Origin of the sequence: Amycolatopsis tucumanensis, assembly GCF_021654135.1 — a bacterium.
Classification (GTDB): domain Bacteria; phylum Actinomycetota; class Actinomycetes; order Mycobacteriales; family Pseudonocardiaceae; genus Amycolatopsis_E; species Amycolatopsis_E tucumanensis.
Map to the genome: position 1 here is coordinate 1 of NZ_JAKGSD010000062.1, position 15870 is coordinate 15870.

15 protein-coding genes and 1 pseudogene are annotated in these 15870 nt (G+C 70.4%); 8 read left to right on the plus strand and 8 right to left on the minus strand.

Annotated features, from left to right (window positions below; all coding sequences use genetic code 11):
• Positions 1-262 precede the first annotated feature (262 nt).
• From L2C96_RS37695 to L2C96_RS37705, 3 genes and pseudogenes are all read right to left on the minus strand, one after another.
• Positions 263-1450: pseudogene (locus L2C96_RS37695) on the minus strand (S8 family peptidase); the annotation flags it as partial.
• Positions 1451-1611: 161 nt separating this feature from the next.
• Positions 1612-2700: an ABC transporter ATP-binding protein gene (locus tag L2C96_RS37700; RefSeq protein ID WP_020420485.1), complete on the minus strand. Its 1089-nt coding sequence runs from the start codon at positions 2698-2700 to the stop codon at positions 1612-1614.
• Positions 2701-2758: 58 nt separating this feature from the next.
• On the minus strand, positions 2759-3979 hold the full coding sequence (locus L2C96_RS37705) for an NAD(P)-dependent malic enzyme (RefSeq protein ID WP_020420486.1): 1221 nt from the start codon (positions 3977-3979) through the stop codon (positions 2759-2761).
• 338 nt (positions 3980-4317) lie between these two features.
• Between L2C96_RS37705 and L2C96_RS37710 the strand changes: the two genes are divergently transcribed.
• Entirely contained in the window at positions 4318-4920 is a 603-nt protein-coding gene (locus L2C96_RS37710; RefSeq protein WP_020420487.1) for a dTDP-4-dehydrorhamnose 3,5-epimerase family protein, read from the plus strand.
• A gap of 4 nt (positions 4921-4924) precedes the next feature.
• Here L2C96_RS37710 and L2C96_RS37715 read toward each other — a convergent pair whose 3' ends face one another.
• Together L2C96_RS37715 and L2C96_RS37720 are read right to left on the minus strand one after the other, a co-directional pair.
• Entirely contained in the window at positions 4925-5569 is a 645-nt protein-coding gene (locus tag L2C96_RS37715) for a gamma carbonic anhydrase family protein (protein WP_020420488.1), read from the minus strand.
• Positions 5570-5838: 269 nt separating this feature from the next.
• Positions 5839-7437 (minus strand): GMC oxidoreductase, encoded by a 1599-nt coding sequence (locus tag L2C96_RS37720; protein ID WP_237339562.1) that lies wholly within the window; start codon positions 7435-7437, stop codon positions 5839-5841.
• 126 nt (positions 7438-7563) lie between these two features.
• Here L2C96_RS37720 and L2C96_RS37725 point away from each other — a divergent pair, with 126 nt between their 5' ends.
• Complete coding sequence (locus L2C96_RS37725; RefSeq protein ID WP_020420490.1) at positions 7564-8208, plus strand: hypothetical protein; 645 nt, start codon at positions 7564-7566, stop codon at positions 8206-8208.
• Here L2C96_RS37725 and L2C96_RS37730 read toward each other — a convergent pair.
• Positions 8202-8669 (minus strand): hotdog fold domain-containing protein, encoded by a 468-nt coding sequence (locus tag L2C96_RS37730; protein WP_237339563.1) that lies wholly within the window; start codon positions 8667-8669, stop codon positions 8202-8204. The two genes, L2C96_RS37725 and L2C96_RS37730, sit on opposite strands and share 7 nt — an antisense overlap.
• Positions 8670-8727: 58 nt before the next feature.
• Between L2C96_RS37730 and L2C96_RS37735 the strand changes: the two genes are divergently transcribed.
• From L2C96_RS37735 to L2C96_RS37745, 3 genes are all read left to right on the plus strand, one after another.
• Positions 8728-9309: an acid phosphatase gene (locus L2C96_RS37735; RefSeq protein WP_020420492.1), complete on the plus strand. Its 582-nt coding sequence runs from the start codon at positions 8728-8730 to the stop codon at positions 9307-9309.
• 93 nt (positions 9310-9402) lie between these two features.
• Positions 9403-10509, plus strand: a complete 1107-nt coding sequence (locus tag L2C96_RS37740; protein ID WP_237339564.1) for a cobalamin-independent methionine synthase II family protein — start codon at positions 9403-9405, stop codon at positions 10507-10509.
• 48 nt (positions 10510-10557) lie between these two features.
• Positions 10558-11040: a GNAT family N-acetyltransferase gene (locus L2C96_RS37745; RefSeq protein WP_017984698.1), complete on the plus strand. Its 483-nt coding sequence runs from the start codon at positions 10558-10560 to the stop codon at positions 11038-11040.
• On the opposite strand, the gene L2C96_RS37750 is transcribed toward L2C96_RS37745, so the two are convergent.
• The gene (locus tag L2C96_RS37750; protein ID WP_020420494.1) at positions 11037-11507 is read right to left on the minus strand and encodes a DUF7144 family membrane protein; all 471 of its coding nucleotides are present in this window, start codon (positions 11505-11507) and stop codon (positions 11037-11039) included. The two genes, L2C96_RS37745 and L2C96_RS37750, sit on opposite strands and share 4 nt — an antisense overlap.
• Before the next feature lie 265 nt (positions 11508-11772).
• Here L2C96_RS37750 and L2C96_RS37755 point away from each other — a divergent pair, with 265 nt between their 5' ends.
• Both L2C96_RS37755 and L2C96_RS37760 read left to right on the plus strand, forming a co-directional pair.
• Positions 11773-12684, plus strand: a complete 912-nt coding sequence (locus tag L2C96_RS37755) for a diacylglycerol/lipid kinase family protein (RefSeq protein WP_237339565.1) — start codon at positions 11773-11775, stop codon at positions 12682-12684.
• A gap of 264 nt (positions 12685-12948) precedes the next feature.
• Entirely contained in the window at positions 12949-13200 is a 252-nt protein-coding gene (locus L2C96_RS37760) for a WhiB family transcriptional regulator (RefSeq protein WP_026153466.1), read from the plus strand.
• Positions 13201-14124: 924 nt separating this feature from the next.
• Here L2C96_RS37760 and L2C96_RS37765 read toward each other — a convergent pair.
• On the minus strand, positions 14125-15630 hold the full coding sequence (locus L2C96_RS37765; RefSeq protein WP_237339566.1) for a sensor histidine kinase: 1506 nt from the start codon (positions 15628-15630) through the stop codon (positions 14125-14127).
• 113 nt (positions 15631-15743) lie between these two features.
• Here L2C96_RS37765 and L2C96_RS45455 point away from each other — a divergent pair, with 113 nt between their 5' ends.
• Complete coding sequence (locus L2C96_RS45455) at positions 15744-15818, plus strand: 50S ribosomal protein bL37 (protein WP_369794341.1); 75 nt, start codon at positions 15744-15746, stop codon at positions 15816-15818.
• Positions 15819-15870 lie beyond the last annotated feature (52 nt).

Here is a 15870-nt window from a genome sequence, read left to right on the forward strand (position 1 = left end):
TTAAAGATCAAAAGATAGTCCTCGCCGGACGGGCAGGCTCCGGGATGACCAGGGGACCGTTGTTAGCTCACCTCGGGTGGGTGGTCGCTGTGCGGTCATCCCGTCGCCTTCCGGTTTGTGCATATCACCTTGATCCAGGGCCGCAAGGTTGGCATTTCAACTCACGTGAGCAGAGAGGTTGCGGCCCTGGCTCAAGGTGATCGTCGCGTGTCAGGCGACGGGATGACCACCCAGCTCGGGGTTTTGTTCAAAGATGGCGCTATGCGCCCGTGTAGAGCAGGGTGTTGGGGCTGTTCGTTCCTGCGCTGGTCACCTTGCCCGTGGTGGCGGCTGCCACCAGTGCGTCTCGTACCTGCTGGGGCGTCGCCGAGGTGTGGGTGGCCAGGTAGAGCGCTGCGGCTCCGGCCACGTGGGGCGTCGCCATCGAGGTGCCGCTGATGGTGTTCGTGGCGCTCGTGCTGCCGATCCAGTCCGACTTGATGCTGCTGCCGGGCGCGAAGATGTCCAGGCAGCTCCCGTAGTTCGAGTAGCTCGCCCGTGCGTCCGTGCTCGTCGTGGCTCCCACGGTGATCGCGGCCGGGACGCGGGACGGCGACGAGCTGCAGGCGTTCGTGTTGCTGTTGCCCGCCGCGACCGCGTACGTCACGCCCGCCGCGATCGACGCCTTCACCGCGTTGTCCACCGCCGTCGACACGCCGCCGCCGAGGCTCATGTTCGCCACCGCCGGCTTCACCGCGTTCTGGGTGACCCACTCGATGCCGGCGATCACCTGGTCGTAGGTGCCCGAACCCTCGCAGTCGAGCACCCGCACGGCGGTCAACCGCACCCCCTTGGCCACACCGTACGCGGAACCACCGACAGTTCCGGCGACGTGCGTGCCGTGGCCGTTGCAGTCGCTGGCATTCGAGTCGCCGTCGACGAAGTCGTAGCCGGACGTCGCGCGGCCGCCGAAGTCGCTGTGCGTCAGGTTGATGCCGGTGTCGATGATGTAGGCATGCACGTTCGACGCGGTGGTCGAGTAGTTGTACGCCTGGTTCAGCGGCAGGTTGCGCTGGTCGACGCGGTCCAGGCCCCACGACGGCGGATTTGACTGCGTGGCGGTGATCGAGACGCGCCGGTTCTGCTCGACGAACGCCACCGACGGATCGGCCGCGACCCGCTTCGCCTGCGACTCGCTCATCGTCGCCGAGTAGCCGTGCAGCGCACGCGAGAACGTTTGCCGCACGTTGCCGCCGAGCTTGCCGGTCACCTCGCTGACCAGTGAAGACACCGGTGACGCCGAGTCCTTGAACACCACGATGTAGCTGCCGGAGATCGCGCCGGGCGCATCCGCGCCGACGATCGACCCCTCCTGGGCGGAAGCCGGGGCGGTGAACCCGACGGTCGCGACCGCAGCGGCCGCGAGCGCCACACCGGCTGATCTGGCCTTGCTGAGCAGGGACTTGGACATGAGTCCTCCTTGGCAGGGCCGGCGCGATGAGCTGGGGAATCGCCCACCGCACCGCAAGGGGTGAGACTTTTTCACGGTAGGACCGCGTCACCGCCCCGCGGAAGGACTGGCACCCGGGTGGCTCCCGGCGAAAGTAGGGCGGACCAGCCGCCCGGTCTGGATCAGTCGGCTGTCGTGACGCCCTCGATCACGTCCAGCACCTGCCGGGCCGTCACCGCGCCCACGGCCTTGCCCGTCTCGTCCACCACGACCCCCAGGCCCGCCGGCGACGACAACGCCGCGTCCAGCGCGCCCCGCACCGACGTGCCGCGCCGGTAGAGCGAACCGCCGGCGACCAGGTCCGACTCGGCCAGCCCGCCGTCCACACTGGACCCCGGAGCCAGCCAGCCCCGCGGCTGCCCGGAGTCGTTCACCGCGAGCAGCCACTCCTCCGTCGGACCGGAGACGTTGTCACCCAAGGAAACCGTGGCCACCGAACGAACTTCCACGCCCGTAGCGTCCACAAAAGACAGTCCACGGTAGCCGCGGTCGCGGCCCACGAAGGACGCCACGAAGTCGTCCACCGGGTGCCGCAGCACGTCGGCCGGCGTGCCGTACTGCGCGAGCCGCCCGCCGACGCGCATCACGGCCACCTTGTCGCCCAGCCGCACGGCCTCGTCGATGTCGTGTGTGACGAACACGATCGTCTTGCCCAGCTGCGACTGCAACCGCAGCAACTCGTCCTGCAGGCCCTCGCGCACGATCGGGTCGACGGCCGAGAACGGCTCGTCCATCAGCAGCACCGGCGCGTCCGCGGCCAGCGCCCTGGCGACCCCCACCCGCTGGCGCTGACCGCCGGAAAGCTGCGCCGGATAACGCTTCCCCAGTTCCGCGGGCAGACCGACGATCTCCAGCAGCTCGGCCGCGCGGTCGCGCGCCTTCCGCTTGCCCCACCCGGACAACACGGGCACGGTCGCGACGTTGTCCAGCACCGTCCGGTGCGGGAACAACCCGGCGTTCTGGATCACGTACCCGATGCCGCGCCGCAGCACCGGCGGATCCTGCTCGCGGATGTCCTTCCCGTCGAGCAGCACCCGTCCCGAGGTCGGCTCGACCATGCGGTTGATCATCCGCAGCGACGTCGTCTTCCCGCAGCCAGACGGCCCGACGAACACCGTGATGGTGCCGTCCTCGACCGTCAGGCTCAGGTCGTCGACGGCGAGCGTGCCGTCCGGGTAGCGCTTGGTCACGCCGTCGAACTCGATCAACACGCCCTCCCAGCGAAAAGCCTTCCCGGAGACGCGCCCAGCGCCTCCGGGAAGGTCCAGCTTAGCCGGTGACGCCGTCCTCGATCGCCGCCTTCGCCACGGCCGCGGCGACCTCGGGGGCGACGCGCGGGTCGAGCGGGCTCGGCACGATGCGGTCCGGCCCCAGGTCGTCCTGCGCGACGGCGACGATCGCCTCGGCGGCCGCCAGCTTCATGTTCTCGGTGATCGCCCGCGCGCCGGCGTCCAGCGCGCCCCGGAACACGCCGGGGAAGGCGAGCACGTTGTTGATCTGGTTCGGGAAGTCGCTGCGCCCGGTCGCCACGATCGCCGCGTACTTGGCGGCCTCGTGCGGGTGGACCTCCGGGTCCGGGTTGGACAACGCGAACACGATCGGGTCATCGGCCATGCCGGCCAGCAGCTCCGGCTCGATCGTGGACCCGGACAGCCCCAGGTACACGTCCGCGCCGCGCAGCGCCTCGGCCAGGCCGCCGCGCAGACCGGCTTTGTTGGTGGTCTGGGCCAGCTTCTCCTTGACCGGGTTCAGCCCGTCCCGGCCGGAGTGGATGATGCCGCGCGAGTCCAGCACCGTGACGTCGGCGACACCGGCCTCCTGCAGGATCTTCGCGCACGCGACACCCGCGGCGCCGGCGCCGGAGACGACCACCCGCTGCTGCTTGATGTCCCGGTCGAGCACCAGGTTCGCGCCACGCAGCGCGGCCAGCGTCACGATCGCCGTGCCGTGCTGGTCGTCGTGCATGACCGGGCAGTCCAGCGCCTCCTTGAGCTTGTCCTCCAGCTCGAAGCAGCGCGGCGCGGAGATGTCCTCCAGGTTGACGGCGCCGTAGGACGGGCGCAGCCGCACCAGCGTCTCGACGATCTCGTCGACGTCCTTGGTGTCCAGCACCAGCGGGATCGAGTCCAGGCCGCCGAAGGTCTTGAAGAGCACCGACTTGCCCTCCATGACGGGCAGCGACGCGCTCGCGCCGATGTCGCCCAGCCCCAGCACCGCGGTGCCGTCGCTGACGACGACCACCAGCCGGTGCGCCCACGTGTAGCGCTGGGCCAGCTCGGCGTTCTCGGCGATGGCGCGGCTCGCCTTGGCCACCCCCGGCGTGTAGGCGATGGAGAGGTCGCGTGGCTGCGAGATCGGGCGCGTGGCCGCCACCGAGAGCTTGCCGCCCTCGTGACCGCGGAAGATCTCGTCGTCGGTCACCGGCGAGTAGTCGGTACCCGTCGGCGGCACTGCCTCGGCCGCCGTGCTCTTGCTGACCTCGTCGTTCATCGATGTCCCTGCCCTCGTATCAGAGGTCTGAGCGTAGGTCATGGAAATGAATCCCTCCCGGGACCGTGTGCGGGGACACTGCCCCATCCCCCAGTGGCGTGGTTGATCTCGCAGCTCGGTAGCCCGGGCGCGGTGGCGCCGGCAGCCGGCTCGGCGTCCGTCTCGGCCGTGCGGAGCCCTTGGTGAGGCGACGGCCGCGGACGCGGCGGTCCCCCCAGTGTTGCAGGCTCCGCACCGGTTGTGATGCCGAGGTGCGGTTGATGTCACAAAAAGGGGAGGTCAACGGGGTTCTAGCAAGACGTCCGTCCGGCTTGGGAGTGCCCCGCTAGGGTTGCGGTATGGAGGTCCGCCAGCTCGCCGTTCCCGACGCCTACGAGTTCACGCCGCGTTCGTTCCCGGACCACCGCGGCCTTTTCGTCGCGCCGTTCCAGGAGGCGGCGCTCGTCGAGGCGATCGGGCACCCGCTGCACGTGGCGCAGACGAACCACAGCGTGTCCCGGCGGGGGACGATCCGGGGAGTGCATTTCGCCGACACGCCGCCCGGACAGGCGAAGTACGTCTACTGCCCGCGTGGCGCGCTGCTCGACGTCGTGGTGGACCTGCGGGTCGGCTCGCCCACGTTCGGCACCTGGGACGCCGTGCGGCTCGATTCGGTGGACTACCGCGCGGTCTACATCGCGGAAGGCCTCGGGCACGCGTTCGTCGCGCTGGAGGACGACACCGTGATGGCCTACCTCTGTTCGACCGGGTACAACCCGGCGGGCGAACACGGGATCACCCCGCTCGACCCCGAGCTGAAACTCCCCTGGCCGTCGGACGTCACGCCGATCCTGTCCGAAAAGGACGAAGCGGCCCCGGCTCTCGCCGAGGCCGCCGCCGCCGGGCTGCTGCCGGTCTACGCCGACTGCGTCGCCCACTACGAGAAACTCCGCGCGGGCTAGAGCCTCAACCGGCGACGTTCACACCCTCATCGTCCGCGTGCGCGCCGAACTCGGCGACGCGTACCTCCGCGATGCGCTCGTACCGGCTGATCCGGTCGGTCCACTCCGCGTCGACGCCGAACGCCGCCTGCGCGAAGCCCACCCGCCGGACAGCCTCGGCCAGGCCCGGATCCCCAGGGGCCAGCAGCCGCACCGGCGCGTCGAGCGCCACGGTGTGCGGCGGCACGAAGTACTCGTCCGGCAGAACGGTGCGCGCGTGGACGAGCGCGCCGACAGCGACGACCGAGCCGGCCCCCAGCCGTGCGCGCTGCAGGACCGTCGCCGCGGTCGCCACGTAGACGCACCGGCCGGCCTCGCAGCCCAGCAGCGTGGCATGTGGTCCCACGAAGACGTGGTCGTCGAGAAGCACCGGCTGGTCGCCGGCGACCGCGGACCCGCGCAACACCGCGTTCTCGCAAATCACCGCCGCCTCCCCGACCTCGATCCGAGACCCCTCGGCATCGAGCACCGCGCCGTACATGACCCGCGCCCTCGGCCCCACGCGGACATCGCCGACGAGTGTGGCCGTCGGGGCGATGTAGGCGGTGGGGTGGACCTGCGGTTCACACCCGCGGTGCCGGATGCGGATTCCCCGCGCTCGCACGATCACGACCGGATTCTCGGCCGACCGGCCGCGAGCGCGCTGGCGGATTCCGGACGTCTCGTTCGCCCGAGGGCAGCGATGCGGGCCGGCCCCACCCCGCGTCGGGTTTCGCTGGGGCAGGTGCGCGGCCGTGAGGAGCGGCCTCACACTCAGCGCGACCCTTCCTCCGCGACACGCCGGGCCACACGCAGTCTGCCGGTCGGGCTCAGCGGCGCGTGACCGTGAGACACGAGGACCCACGCGTCCCCGGGTCACAACCTCCCCGGGCAGTACGACTACAAGTCCTCCGCCAGCACGCGGGCGATGTTGCGCTCCGCCAGCGCGGTGATCGTGACGAACGGGTTCACGCCCGTGCTGCCCGGGATGAGCGAGCCGTCGGTGACGTAGAGGTTGCGGTAGCCCTTCACGCGCCCGTACAGGTCGGTCGCCTTGCCCAGCACCAGACCGCCCAGCGGGTGGTAGGTGAACCGGTTCTCGAACGCCCGGGTGTCGCCGAACAGGTCGTAGCGGTAGATCGTCCCGTTCGCCGAGTTGATGCGGTCGAACAGGCTCTTCGCCGCGTCGATCGACGGCTGGCCCTGCGCGACGTCCCACTGCAGGACCGCCTTGTCGGCGCCCGGGTCGTACTTGAACCACCCGCGCTCGGGGTTCTTCGTGATCGCCAGGTACAGGCTCGCCCACGTCTCCAGCCCGGCGGGCACCGGCGCGATCTCGGCGAACACCGGGTTGACCGGGTCCTCCCACGCGTCGATGCCGAGCGCGGGCATGCCCGACTCGACCGGGCCGACCGGGTCCCACACGTGGTTGGCCCGGCCCAGCATGACGTTGCCGTTGGTGCCCCAGCCCTGGCCGACGTCCTCGCCGAGGTCGGGCAGCTTGCCGGTGTCGCGCGCCCGCACCAGCAGCTCGGTCGAGCCGAGGCTGCCGGCGCCGAGGAACAAGTACTTCGTCCCCAGCTGGCGCACGCCGAGCACGTTGCCCTCGGCGTCAATCTGCCGCACTGTCAGCGTGTACGTGCCGTCCTGCTGCTGGGCGATGTCGCGGACCTCGGTGAGCGTCTGGATGGTGACGTTGCCGGTGCCCAGCGCGGCCGCCAGGTAGCTCTTGTCCAGCGAGCGCTTGCCGTGGTTGTTGCCGTAGATGACCTCCGAGGCCAGCGCGGACCTCGGCACCTCGCCGGCCTCTTCCCGGCGCATGTAGTCGAAGTCGTAGACGCTGGGCACGAACGTGGTCTTGAGCCCGGTCTTCTGCGCGTGCTTCCGCGAGACGCGCGCGAACTGGTAGGAGTCGCAGGTCTCGAACCAGTCCGGGTCGATGTTGTTCACGCCCAGCATGGAGTTCGCGAGCGGGTAGTACGTGCCGTACATCTCGTCGGCGTCGACCTCGGGCAGGATTTCCTCGAAGTACCAGCGCTTCGGGGTCACCGCCATGGCGCCGTTGACCAGCGAGCCGCCGCCGACACCGCGGCCGACGTAGACCGACATGTCGCCGAAGTGCACGCGGTCCAGCACGCCCGCGTACGGGTCGATGTTCCGGTTGGCCAGGTCGAGCCACAGGAACGAGGCCAGCGGCGCCTCCGTGCGGTTCTTGAACCACGACGACCGGCGGTCCGGGCTGAGCATGTCCGAGAAGATCTTGCCGTCCTCGCCCGGTGTGTTCCACAGCTGGCCCATTTCGAGCATCAGCGTCGGGACGCCGGCCGCCCCGAGGCGCAGCGCCGTGACGGCGGCGCCGTAGCCGGTGCCGACGACGACGGCCGGCGAGTAGTCGGTGGCCGCCGAGGCGGAGGTCCGGGTCGAGATCGTGGTCAGCCCGAGCGTGGCGGCGGAGCTGAGCGCGGTCAGGCCGAGGAACCGGCGTCGAGAGAGGGACATAACGCGAACCATATTCGGATCGACCTTGCTTTGTAAACGGTGTTAATCCCTAGTGGCGCGATGCCAGGGTCGGCTCCGGGCTTTCCCCGATGGTGCCGTTTGCGCAGGTGGGACAGGATTTGGATCATGAAGATCGCACTCGCAGCGGCCGCCGTCGCCGCACTCGCCCTGACGGTCACCAGCGCTCTCCCCGCCCGCGCCGCGGACGGCACGTTCGCCGACTGCCCCGCCCTGCCCGCCGGCGCGGACCCGGGCCAGTGGCGCTGCGAGGTGCTCGACTCGACCGCCACCATGTCCTTCGGCGACGTCCGGGACCTCCCGCTCGGACCGATGCGCCTGACCTTCGCCGAGGGGCAGCTGAACGGCGAGTACGCGCAGGTGTTCGGCGCACTGAGATCCGAACCGGTCGCGGTGCCCGGGCTCCCCCGCGCCACCGTGCGGTTCGGGTACGGCGGCCACTCCGACTTCCAGTCCAACGACGAGCGCAAGGGCGAGATCGACCTCGTCGCCGAGTTCGACGGGCCCTACCTGCCGCGAGACTGCGCGACCGGCGTCATCCACTCCGTCCTGCAGGCCGACGGGCCGACCGAGGTCGTCTCGACCGATCCGCTGACGCTGAAGTTCGCCACCTACGACCACGAACTGGCCGTGCCCGCCACGGAGAACTGCGGCCCGCTGGGCCGGGTGGTCGACCGCCGCCTCGGCCTGCCCGCCGCGTCCGGGACGAACTCCTACGCCCAGACCACGACGGTCCGCCTGCGCGACTACTGACGCTTCGGCGTCACCCAGATCGTGATGGTGGCGGTGACGACGGTCTTGCCCGCCCGGTCGGAAATCACGACGGGCACCGGCAGTTCCACGCCCTCGCCGCCGAACTCCGGGATTTCCGGCAGCTCGGCGACCGCCCGCAGGCTCGTCTCCGCCTTCGCCACGTACCGCACCGTCATGCCCTTGGGCAGCCACCGGTGCGTGGCGGGCAGGGTCGACTCGGCGAGCATCCCCATCGCGATCTCCGCGAGGTTGCACGCCGCGATCGCGTGAAATGTGCCGATGTGGTTGTGAACACCCCACCACTTCGGCGCGCGCACCGCGCAGTAGCCGGGACGCAGCTCCTCCACGCTCGGCAGCACCGAGCCGAAATAGGGCACACGCAGGCAAATCGCGGTCGAGAACAGTCGTTTGCCGCCGGGCAGCGCGCTCAGCCGCTGCCACAGCGAGTAGGTCGAAACCACCGGCGCCTCCTATGTTACCGACCGGTAGCAAAGCAGACCGGTGGCTATATTCGCAAACGTGGACCACGAGCTCTTCCTCTTCCGCCACGGTCAGACCGAGTGGTCGGTGAACGGCAAGCACACCGGCCGCACCGACATCCCGCTGACTCCCGCCGGGGAGAACCAGGCGCGCGCCGCCGGCCTGACCCTGCAGACGCTCCGCAAGGGCCCCGCGCTGGTGCTGACCAGCCCGCGGCAGCGCGCGGTGCGCACGGCCGAGCTGGCCGGGCTGCGGATCGACGAGCAGACCGAAGACCTCGCGGAGTGGGACTACGGCGACTACGAGGGCGTCACCACGCCGGAGATCCGCAAGACCGTGCCCGGCTGGACCGTCTGGACACACGAGATGCCCGGCGGCGAGACCGTCGAGCAGGTGACCGCCCGCGCGGACGCCCTGCTGGAGCGGGTGCGCGCGGCGCTGGCCGACACCGAGGTGATCCTCGTCGGCCACGGCCACTTCAGCCGGGTGCTGATCGCCCGCTGGATCGGGCTGCCCGCCACCGCGGGCGTCCACTTCGGACTGGACCCGGCCGGGGTGACGGTCCTCGGCGACGAGCGCGGCGAGCCGAAGATCGAGCACCTCAACATCCCGCCGTCCTGACCGTAGCGATCCCGTACCGCACCGCGGTCAGCTCGCTTGAATCGAGGTCAACGAGGACAGCCCGGCGTCATCCGCCTCGCTTAGCGTCGAGCCGTGAACTCCTTCGCCCGGGCGACCCACGTCGGCAGCCTCCTCCGTCCCCCGCGTCTGCTGAAGGCACGGGCCGACCACGCCGCGGGCCGGCTCGACGACGCCGGGCTGCGGCGTGTCGAGCAGGAGTCGATCCTGGTGGCGCTGTCGGTGCAGCAGGACAGCGGCATCGGCGTCTACACCGACGGCGAGTACCTGCGCACGGATTTCATGAGCAGGCTCACCGAGCACGTCGACGGTTTCGCCGCGCAGGCGCCATCGCTGGAATGGCAGTCCGGCGACCACGCCGAGGAGGACAGCAGCATCCTCCGGCTCATCGGGGGCAAGCTCGCCTACCGCGAACGGTTCACCGACCGCGAGGCCGCCTTCCTCGCCGCGCACGCGCCCGGCCCCTTCAAGATCGCGATCCCGGAGGTCACGAACTTCGTGGTCGCCAACTGGGACCCGCGGGTCAGCGGCCCGCACTACCCCAGCCGCGCCGACATCGTCGACGACCTGGGGGCCGTCCTGCTGCAGGAGGCCGCGGCGCTCGCCGAGGACGGCGTCCGGCACGTCCAGATTGACGCGCCGTGCTTCATCGCCTTCGCCAACCCGCGCATCCTCGCGCTCTTCGAGTCGGAGGGCATCGACGCGCGGGACCTGCTGCGCCGCTGCATCGAAGCCGACGCGGCCGTCGTCCGGCTGCTGCGGGAACGCGGCGTCGCGGTGGGAATGCACATCTGCCGCGGCAACTACCGCGGCCAGTGGTTCAACGAGGGCTTTTACGACGACATCGCGGCGGACGTGTTCGGCGGCATCCCGGTGGACCACTGGCTGCTGGAGTACGACACCGAGCGTGCGGGCACCTTCGAGCCGCTGCAGCATGTGCCGGACGGGGTGCGGGTCGTGCTGGGCCTGGTCACGACGAAGACCGGCGAGCTGGAGGACCCCGATGAGCTCGCGCGGCGGGTGGACGAGGCCGCGCGGATCGTCCCGCTGGCGGATCTGGCGGTCAGCCCGCAGTGCGGGTTCGCATCGGAGGTGCAGGGAAACCCGCTGACTTGGGATGATCAGCGCCGGAAGCTGGACCTGACGGTTTCGGTGGCGCAGCGGGTCTGGGGCGGGGTCTGAGTCTGGCAGGATCGGGTGCAGCTCACCCGCCGAATCCTGGGAGTCCCCATGCCCGACAGCCGCATCCGCCGTATCCGCGAGTCCGATGTGGACGAAGTCGCGCAGCTGGTGCACGAACTGGCAGCCTACGAGAAGGCGCCGCAGGACTGCCACCTGACGGCGGACCGCCTGCGGGTGGCGCTGTTCGGCGACAGCCCCGCGGTGTTCGGGCACGTCGCCGAGCAGGACGGCGAGATCGTCGGGTTCGCGCTGTGGTTCCTGAACTTCTCCACCTGGCGCGGCGTGCACGGCATCTACCTGGAGGACCTGTTCGTCAAGTCCGAACTGCGCGGGTCCGGGCTGGGCAAGGCGCTGCTGGCGACACTCGCGAAGGAGTGCGTCGACCGCGGCTTCGCGCGGCTGGAGTGGTCGGTGCTGGACTGGAACCCGGCGACCGGCTTCTACAAGTCCCTCGGCGCGACGCCCATGGACGAGTGGACCGTCTACCGCCTCACCGACACCGCCCTGGACAAGCTCGCGAAGCTCGCCTAGTCCTCCTCGCCGCGCTCCCGGCGGCGGCCGGCCATCCCGCCGCGCTCGGCGGCCTCCTCCTCGGTCTCGTCCTCGTGCTGCCCGAGCGCCCACGCCCGCGCGGGCTGGCGGAACAGCAGCACGATGATCGCCACCCCGAGGACGATGATCGGCACCCCGAACCCGGGCCGCCCGGACGGCCCAGCCATGTACCAGCCGACGCCGGCGGTGATGAGCGCCATCACCAGCCCCGGCGAGCGGGCCCAGGTGTGGCCGAACAGCAGTCCGATCGCGCAGCCGACGACGGCGAGCCCGAACAGCACGTAGAAGGCGCCCTCGGCGAGCACGCTGGTCAGCGGCATGGAGTCACCGGGCGAGGCGAACAGCAGGGCGCCGAACACCAGCAGGCCGATCCCCGGCAGGACGGTCAGCGCGCCGGCCACCCTGACCTCGCGCGGAGCGGGTGAAATCTTGTCGGCGAGCGCCATCGCGAAGGGCCTTCCACCAGCGGCTGAGCGGCACGGGTGACCGTGTGTGAACGCCATCGATACTAAGCCACCCGGTCGGCCGTTTTCGAACCGCGGCCATCCGCGTCAAGATCTGGGTGTCGTCGATGAGCCGGCGGACGCCCGGGGTGCACTTGTCACGACGAACGGACCGTGCCGAACGACGGGAGGTCAACCGGCAGTCTTTTCGCAGTGATGAGGTTCGCGCTGACGCTTGGGATGCGCCCGATTGGCCTACCCTGCGGATATGCGCGCGATTCTGGTGGTCAACCCGCAGGCCACGTCCACGACGGCCGGCGGGCGGGACGTGCTCGCGCACGCGTTGGCCAGCCAGGTGAAGCTGGAGGTCGTGGAGACCGACTACCGCGGCCACGCGCTGGCGGTGGCCAGGGACGCCGCACGGGACGGCATCGACCTGGTGGTCGCCCACGGCGGTGACGGCACGGTGAACGAGGTCGTCAACGGCCTGCTCGCCGACGGGCCTGCCACGCAGCTGCCCGCGCTCGGCGTCGTGCCCGGCGGGTCGGCGAACGTGTTCGCGCGCGCCCTCGGCATTTCCCGGGACCCGGTGGAGGCGACGCACCAGCTGCTGTCGGCCATCGAGTCGGGCCGGAGCCGCCGCGTCGGGCTGGGCCTGGCGGACGGGCGGTGGTTCACCTTCAACGCGGGCCTCGGCTGGGACGCCGATGTGGTCGCCACGGTCGCCGACCGGCGCGGGAAGCAGACGAACGCGCTGCTGTACATGCGGGCAGCGGTGACGTGTTACTTCCGCCCGCGCTCGCCCCGGTTGCCGCTGACCGTGCACGTGCCGGGCGAGGAGCCGGCCGAGGTGCGGATGGCGTTCGTGTCGAACACGGATCCGTGGAGCTACCTCGGTGAGCGGCCCGTCCACCTCAACACCGGCAGCTCCTTCGAGCGGGGTCTCGGGCTGTTCGCGTTGCGCAAGCTGTCGCTGCCGCTGGTGTTCCGGCACGTCCGCCAGGCGCTGCGGACGGAGGCCGAGCACCGCGGCAAGGCGCTCGTGAAGTACGACGACCTGGCGAAACTCAGCGTGACGGCCGAGGAGCCGGTAAACTTCCAGGTCGACGGCGACCTGATCGGCCGTCGGACGCAGGTGGACTTCACGAGCGTGCCCGACGTGCTGACCGTGCTGGCGTGAGTGATCGGTCCGGCGATCTGCAACTTGCCGTTCGTCGACGCACACGGTCCACTCACCGCATCGTCCTTCCCCCGCGAAGGCCGTTTCGGAGAGAAACCGCAGGTCAGCGGGGTCGCCTGACCAGGTGAGCTGACTCACCGATGTTGCGAAAACACTTGTCGAAAGCGGTGCTTCGTGAAAGCATTCACAAGCACCCCAAGAAACGATCCGCCATGACGACCTGTGGCGCAGCACGCTCTGCGCCCCGAGAAGGAGCTCACAGAAATGGACTGGCGCCACGACGCTGCCTGCCGCGACGAGGACCCGGAGCTGTTCTTCCCTGTCGGGAACAGCGGTCCCGCGCTGCTGCAGATCGCCGAGGCGAAAGCCGTATGCCACCGCTGCCCGGCAGCGTCCGAGTGCCTGGCCTGGGCCCTGGCCAGCGGCCAGGACTCCGGTGTCTGGGGCGGGATGAGCGAAGACGAGCGCCGTGCCCTGAAGCGCCGTCGTGCTCACATCGGCATGCGCACCGCCTGACCTCTCCACGCGCTGCGGCGTCGCTTAACGCGTCTCTTACGAGAGTACGCGGGACCTGACGCAGGGGCTCACACGCCCCCACTTAACGTTCGAAGGCCCGGCCCCCACCTCCCGCGGGTGCCGGGCCTTTGAACGTCCTGAGCAGGGTTTTTTGGTTTCGGCTGCTCTCGGCTGCGCGGCTGCCACACGGTGCCTCCACGGCACCCCGTGCCTCACTGCCCCAGGACCGCCCGGTGACGTTCCGCTTCGGCCTCAGCCCCGGCTCCTGGTTCCGTCCGGCGCCGGCCGCTGCTCCACCTAACTCCAGCTGCCGCTCCTGCCTGCAACTGCTCCGTTTCATCACCTGCACCGGCCGCTGCCCTACCTGGGCGCCTCCCACCCGCGCGAGACGCCCACTCGCAACGGCACCGTCGGCCCTCTCACCTAGACACCATTGGCCCTCTCGCCTCGGCACTGTTGACCCTCTCGCACCTTCCAAGCACCGCTGGCCCACCCGCGCGGGCACGGTTGGCCACCTCGCGCGGCGCGACTGACCCACTCGTGCGGGCGCACGACCGGCCATCTCACGCACGCACCGGTGGCCATCCCGCACAGGGACGATTGGCCCACTCACGCATGCAGGACCGCTCACCTCACGCAGTCACCAGCGGTCACCTCACCCGGGCGCGATTGGCCCACTCACGCACGCAGGACCGCTCACCTCACGCAGTCACCAGCAGTCACCTCACCCGGGCGCGACTGGCCCACTCACGCGCAAAACCACCGGCCACCTCGCACACCCAGGGCGACTGGTCACCTCACGCGGGCACGACCGGCCACCTCAAGCAGCCACGACTGGCCACCTCAAACAGGTGCCAGTGGTCACCTCGCGCCAGCCCACCCACGCCCAACACAACCCGCCCACCCGAAGCAGGCCCCAAGAAACTACGGCCGCCGCCCCAGAGGCAGCCTCAACGCGGCCTCCGTGCCGCGCGCCGCGCCGTCGCGGAGCTTTCGCAACGACAGCGAACCCCGCAGCTCCGACTCCACCAGGGTGCGCACGATCTGCAGCCCGAGCCCGTCAGCCCGCTCCAGGGAGAACCCGGACGGCAACCCCCGGCCGTTGTCGCGGATCAGGACGTCCAGCCAGCGCGCCGAGCGGCTCACCACGATCTCCACCTTGCCCGGCCGCCCGTCCGGGAAAGCGTGCTCCACCGCGTTCTGCACCAGCTCCGCCAGCACCATCACCAGCGGCGTCGCGATCTCGGCGACCACCACCCCGAACGAGCCGGACCGGCTGATGCTCACCCGCGACTCCGCGGTCGCGACCTCGCCGACCATCGGCAGCACGTTGTCCAGCAGCTTGTCCAGGTCGACCCGCTCGTCGACCGACACCGACAGCGCCTCGTGCACCATCGCGATCGACGCGACCCGCCGGACGGACTCCGTCAGCGCCTGCCTCGCCTCGGCGTTCGAGGTGCGCCGTGACTGCAGGCGCAGCAACGCGGCCACCGTCTGCAGGTTGTTCTTGACCCGGTGGTGGATCTCCCGGATCGTCGCGTCCTTCGACAGCAACGCCCGGTCCCGCCGCTTCACCTCGGTCACGTCCCGGCACAGCACCAGCGCCCCCGCCGGCTGCCCGTGTGGCCGCAGCGGCAACGCCCGGAACAACACGACCGCGCCCCGCCGCGACTCGGCCTCCGTGCGGCTGCCCGGCTTCCCGTCCAGGGCGTCGAGGATCCGGTGGGCGACCTCCGTCGCGTCGAACGGGTCCCGGATCAGCGACCGCGTCAACGGCGCCAGCCGCGTCCCCACCAGGTCCGACTCGTGCCCCATCCGGTGGTAGGCCGACAGGCCGTTGGGGCTCGCGAACACCACGTTCCCGGCCGCGTCCAGGCGGATCAGCCCGTCCCCCACCCGCGGACTCGTGTGCACGTCCGTCTGGCTGTCCACGTGCGGGAACGTGCCGTCCACGATCATCTGGCACAGGTCGCCCGCACTACCGAGGTAGGCCACTTCGAGCGGGCTCGGCACGCGCGGCGCGGCCAGGTTCGTCTCGCGGGACAGCACCGCGATCACGTTCGAGCCGAACGTCACGGGGATCGCCTCGCGGCGCATCGGCAGGTCGCGGTACCAGTGCGGGTCCTCCTCGCGGCAGATCCGGACCTCCCGGATCGCCCGCGCGAGCTGCGGGTGGTCCTCCACCGTGAACCGCGTCCCGACCACGTCCTCGGGGTGCGCGGTGGGCGCCGTGGTGGGGCGGGCCTGCGCGACGCACACGAAGTCGCCGCCCTGCTCGTTGTGCTCCGGCGACACCGGCACCCACAGCAGGAAGTCGGCGAAGGACAGGTCGGCGAGCAGCTGCCACTCGGCCACCACGGCCTGCAGGTGGTCCGCCGCCTCGCCGGACAGGCCGGTGTTCTCGGCCAGCAGGTCGGAAAGTGTCGTCACGCTGGTACTCCTCCTCGGGGCAGCTCAAGTGAACCAGAGCGGGACCTTCCCGGCACCCGCCGGGGCGAGCCTGAGACACTGGTGGGCAGATCGCGACCAGGGAAGGAGCAGGCATGTCGAAGCGAGCCCGCAAGCGCCGCGACCGCCGGAAGAACGGCGCCAACCACGGCAAGAAGCCCAACAGCTGAGTTCGGGCACGAGAAAGGCCCCGGTGCGGCGCGCCGGGGCCTTCGTCGTGTC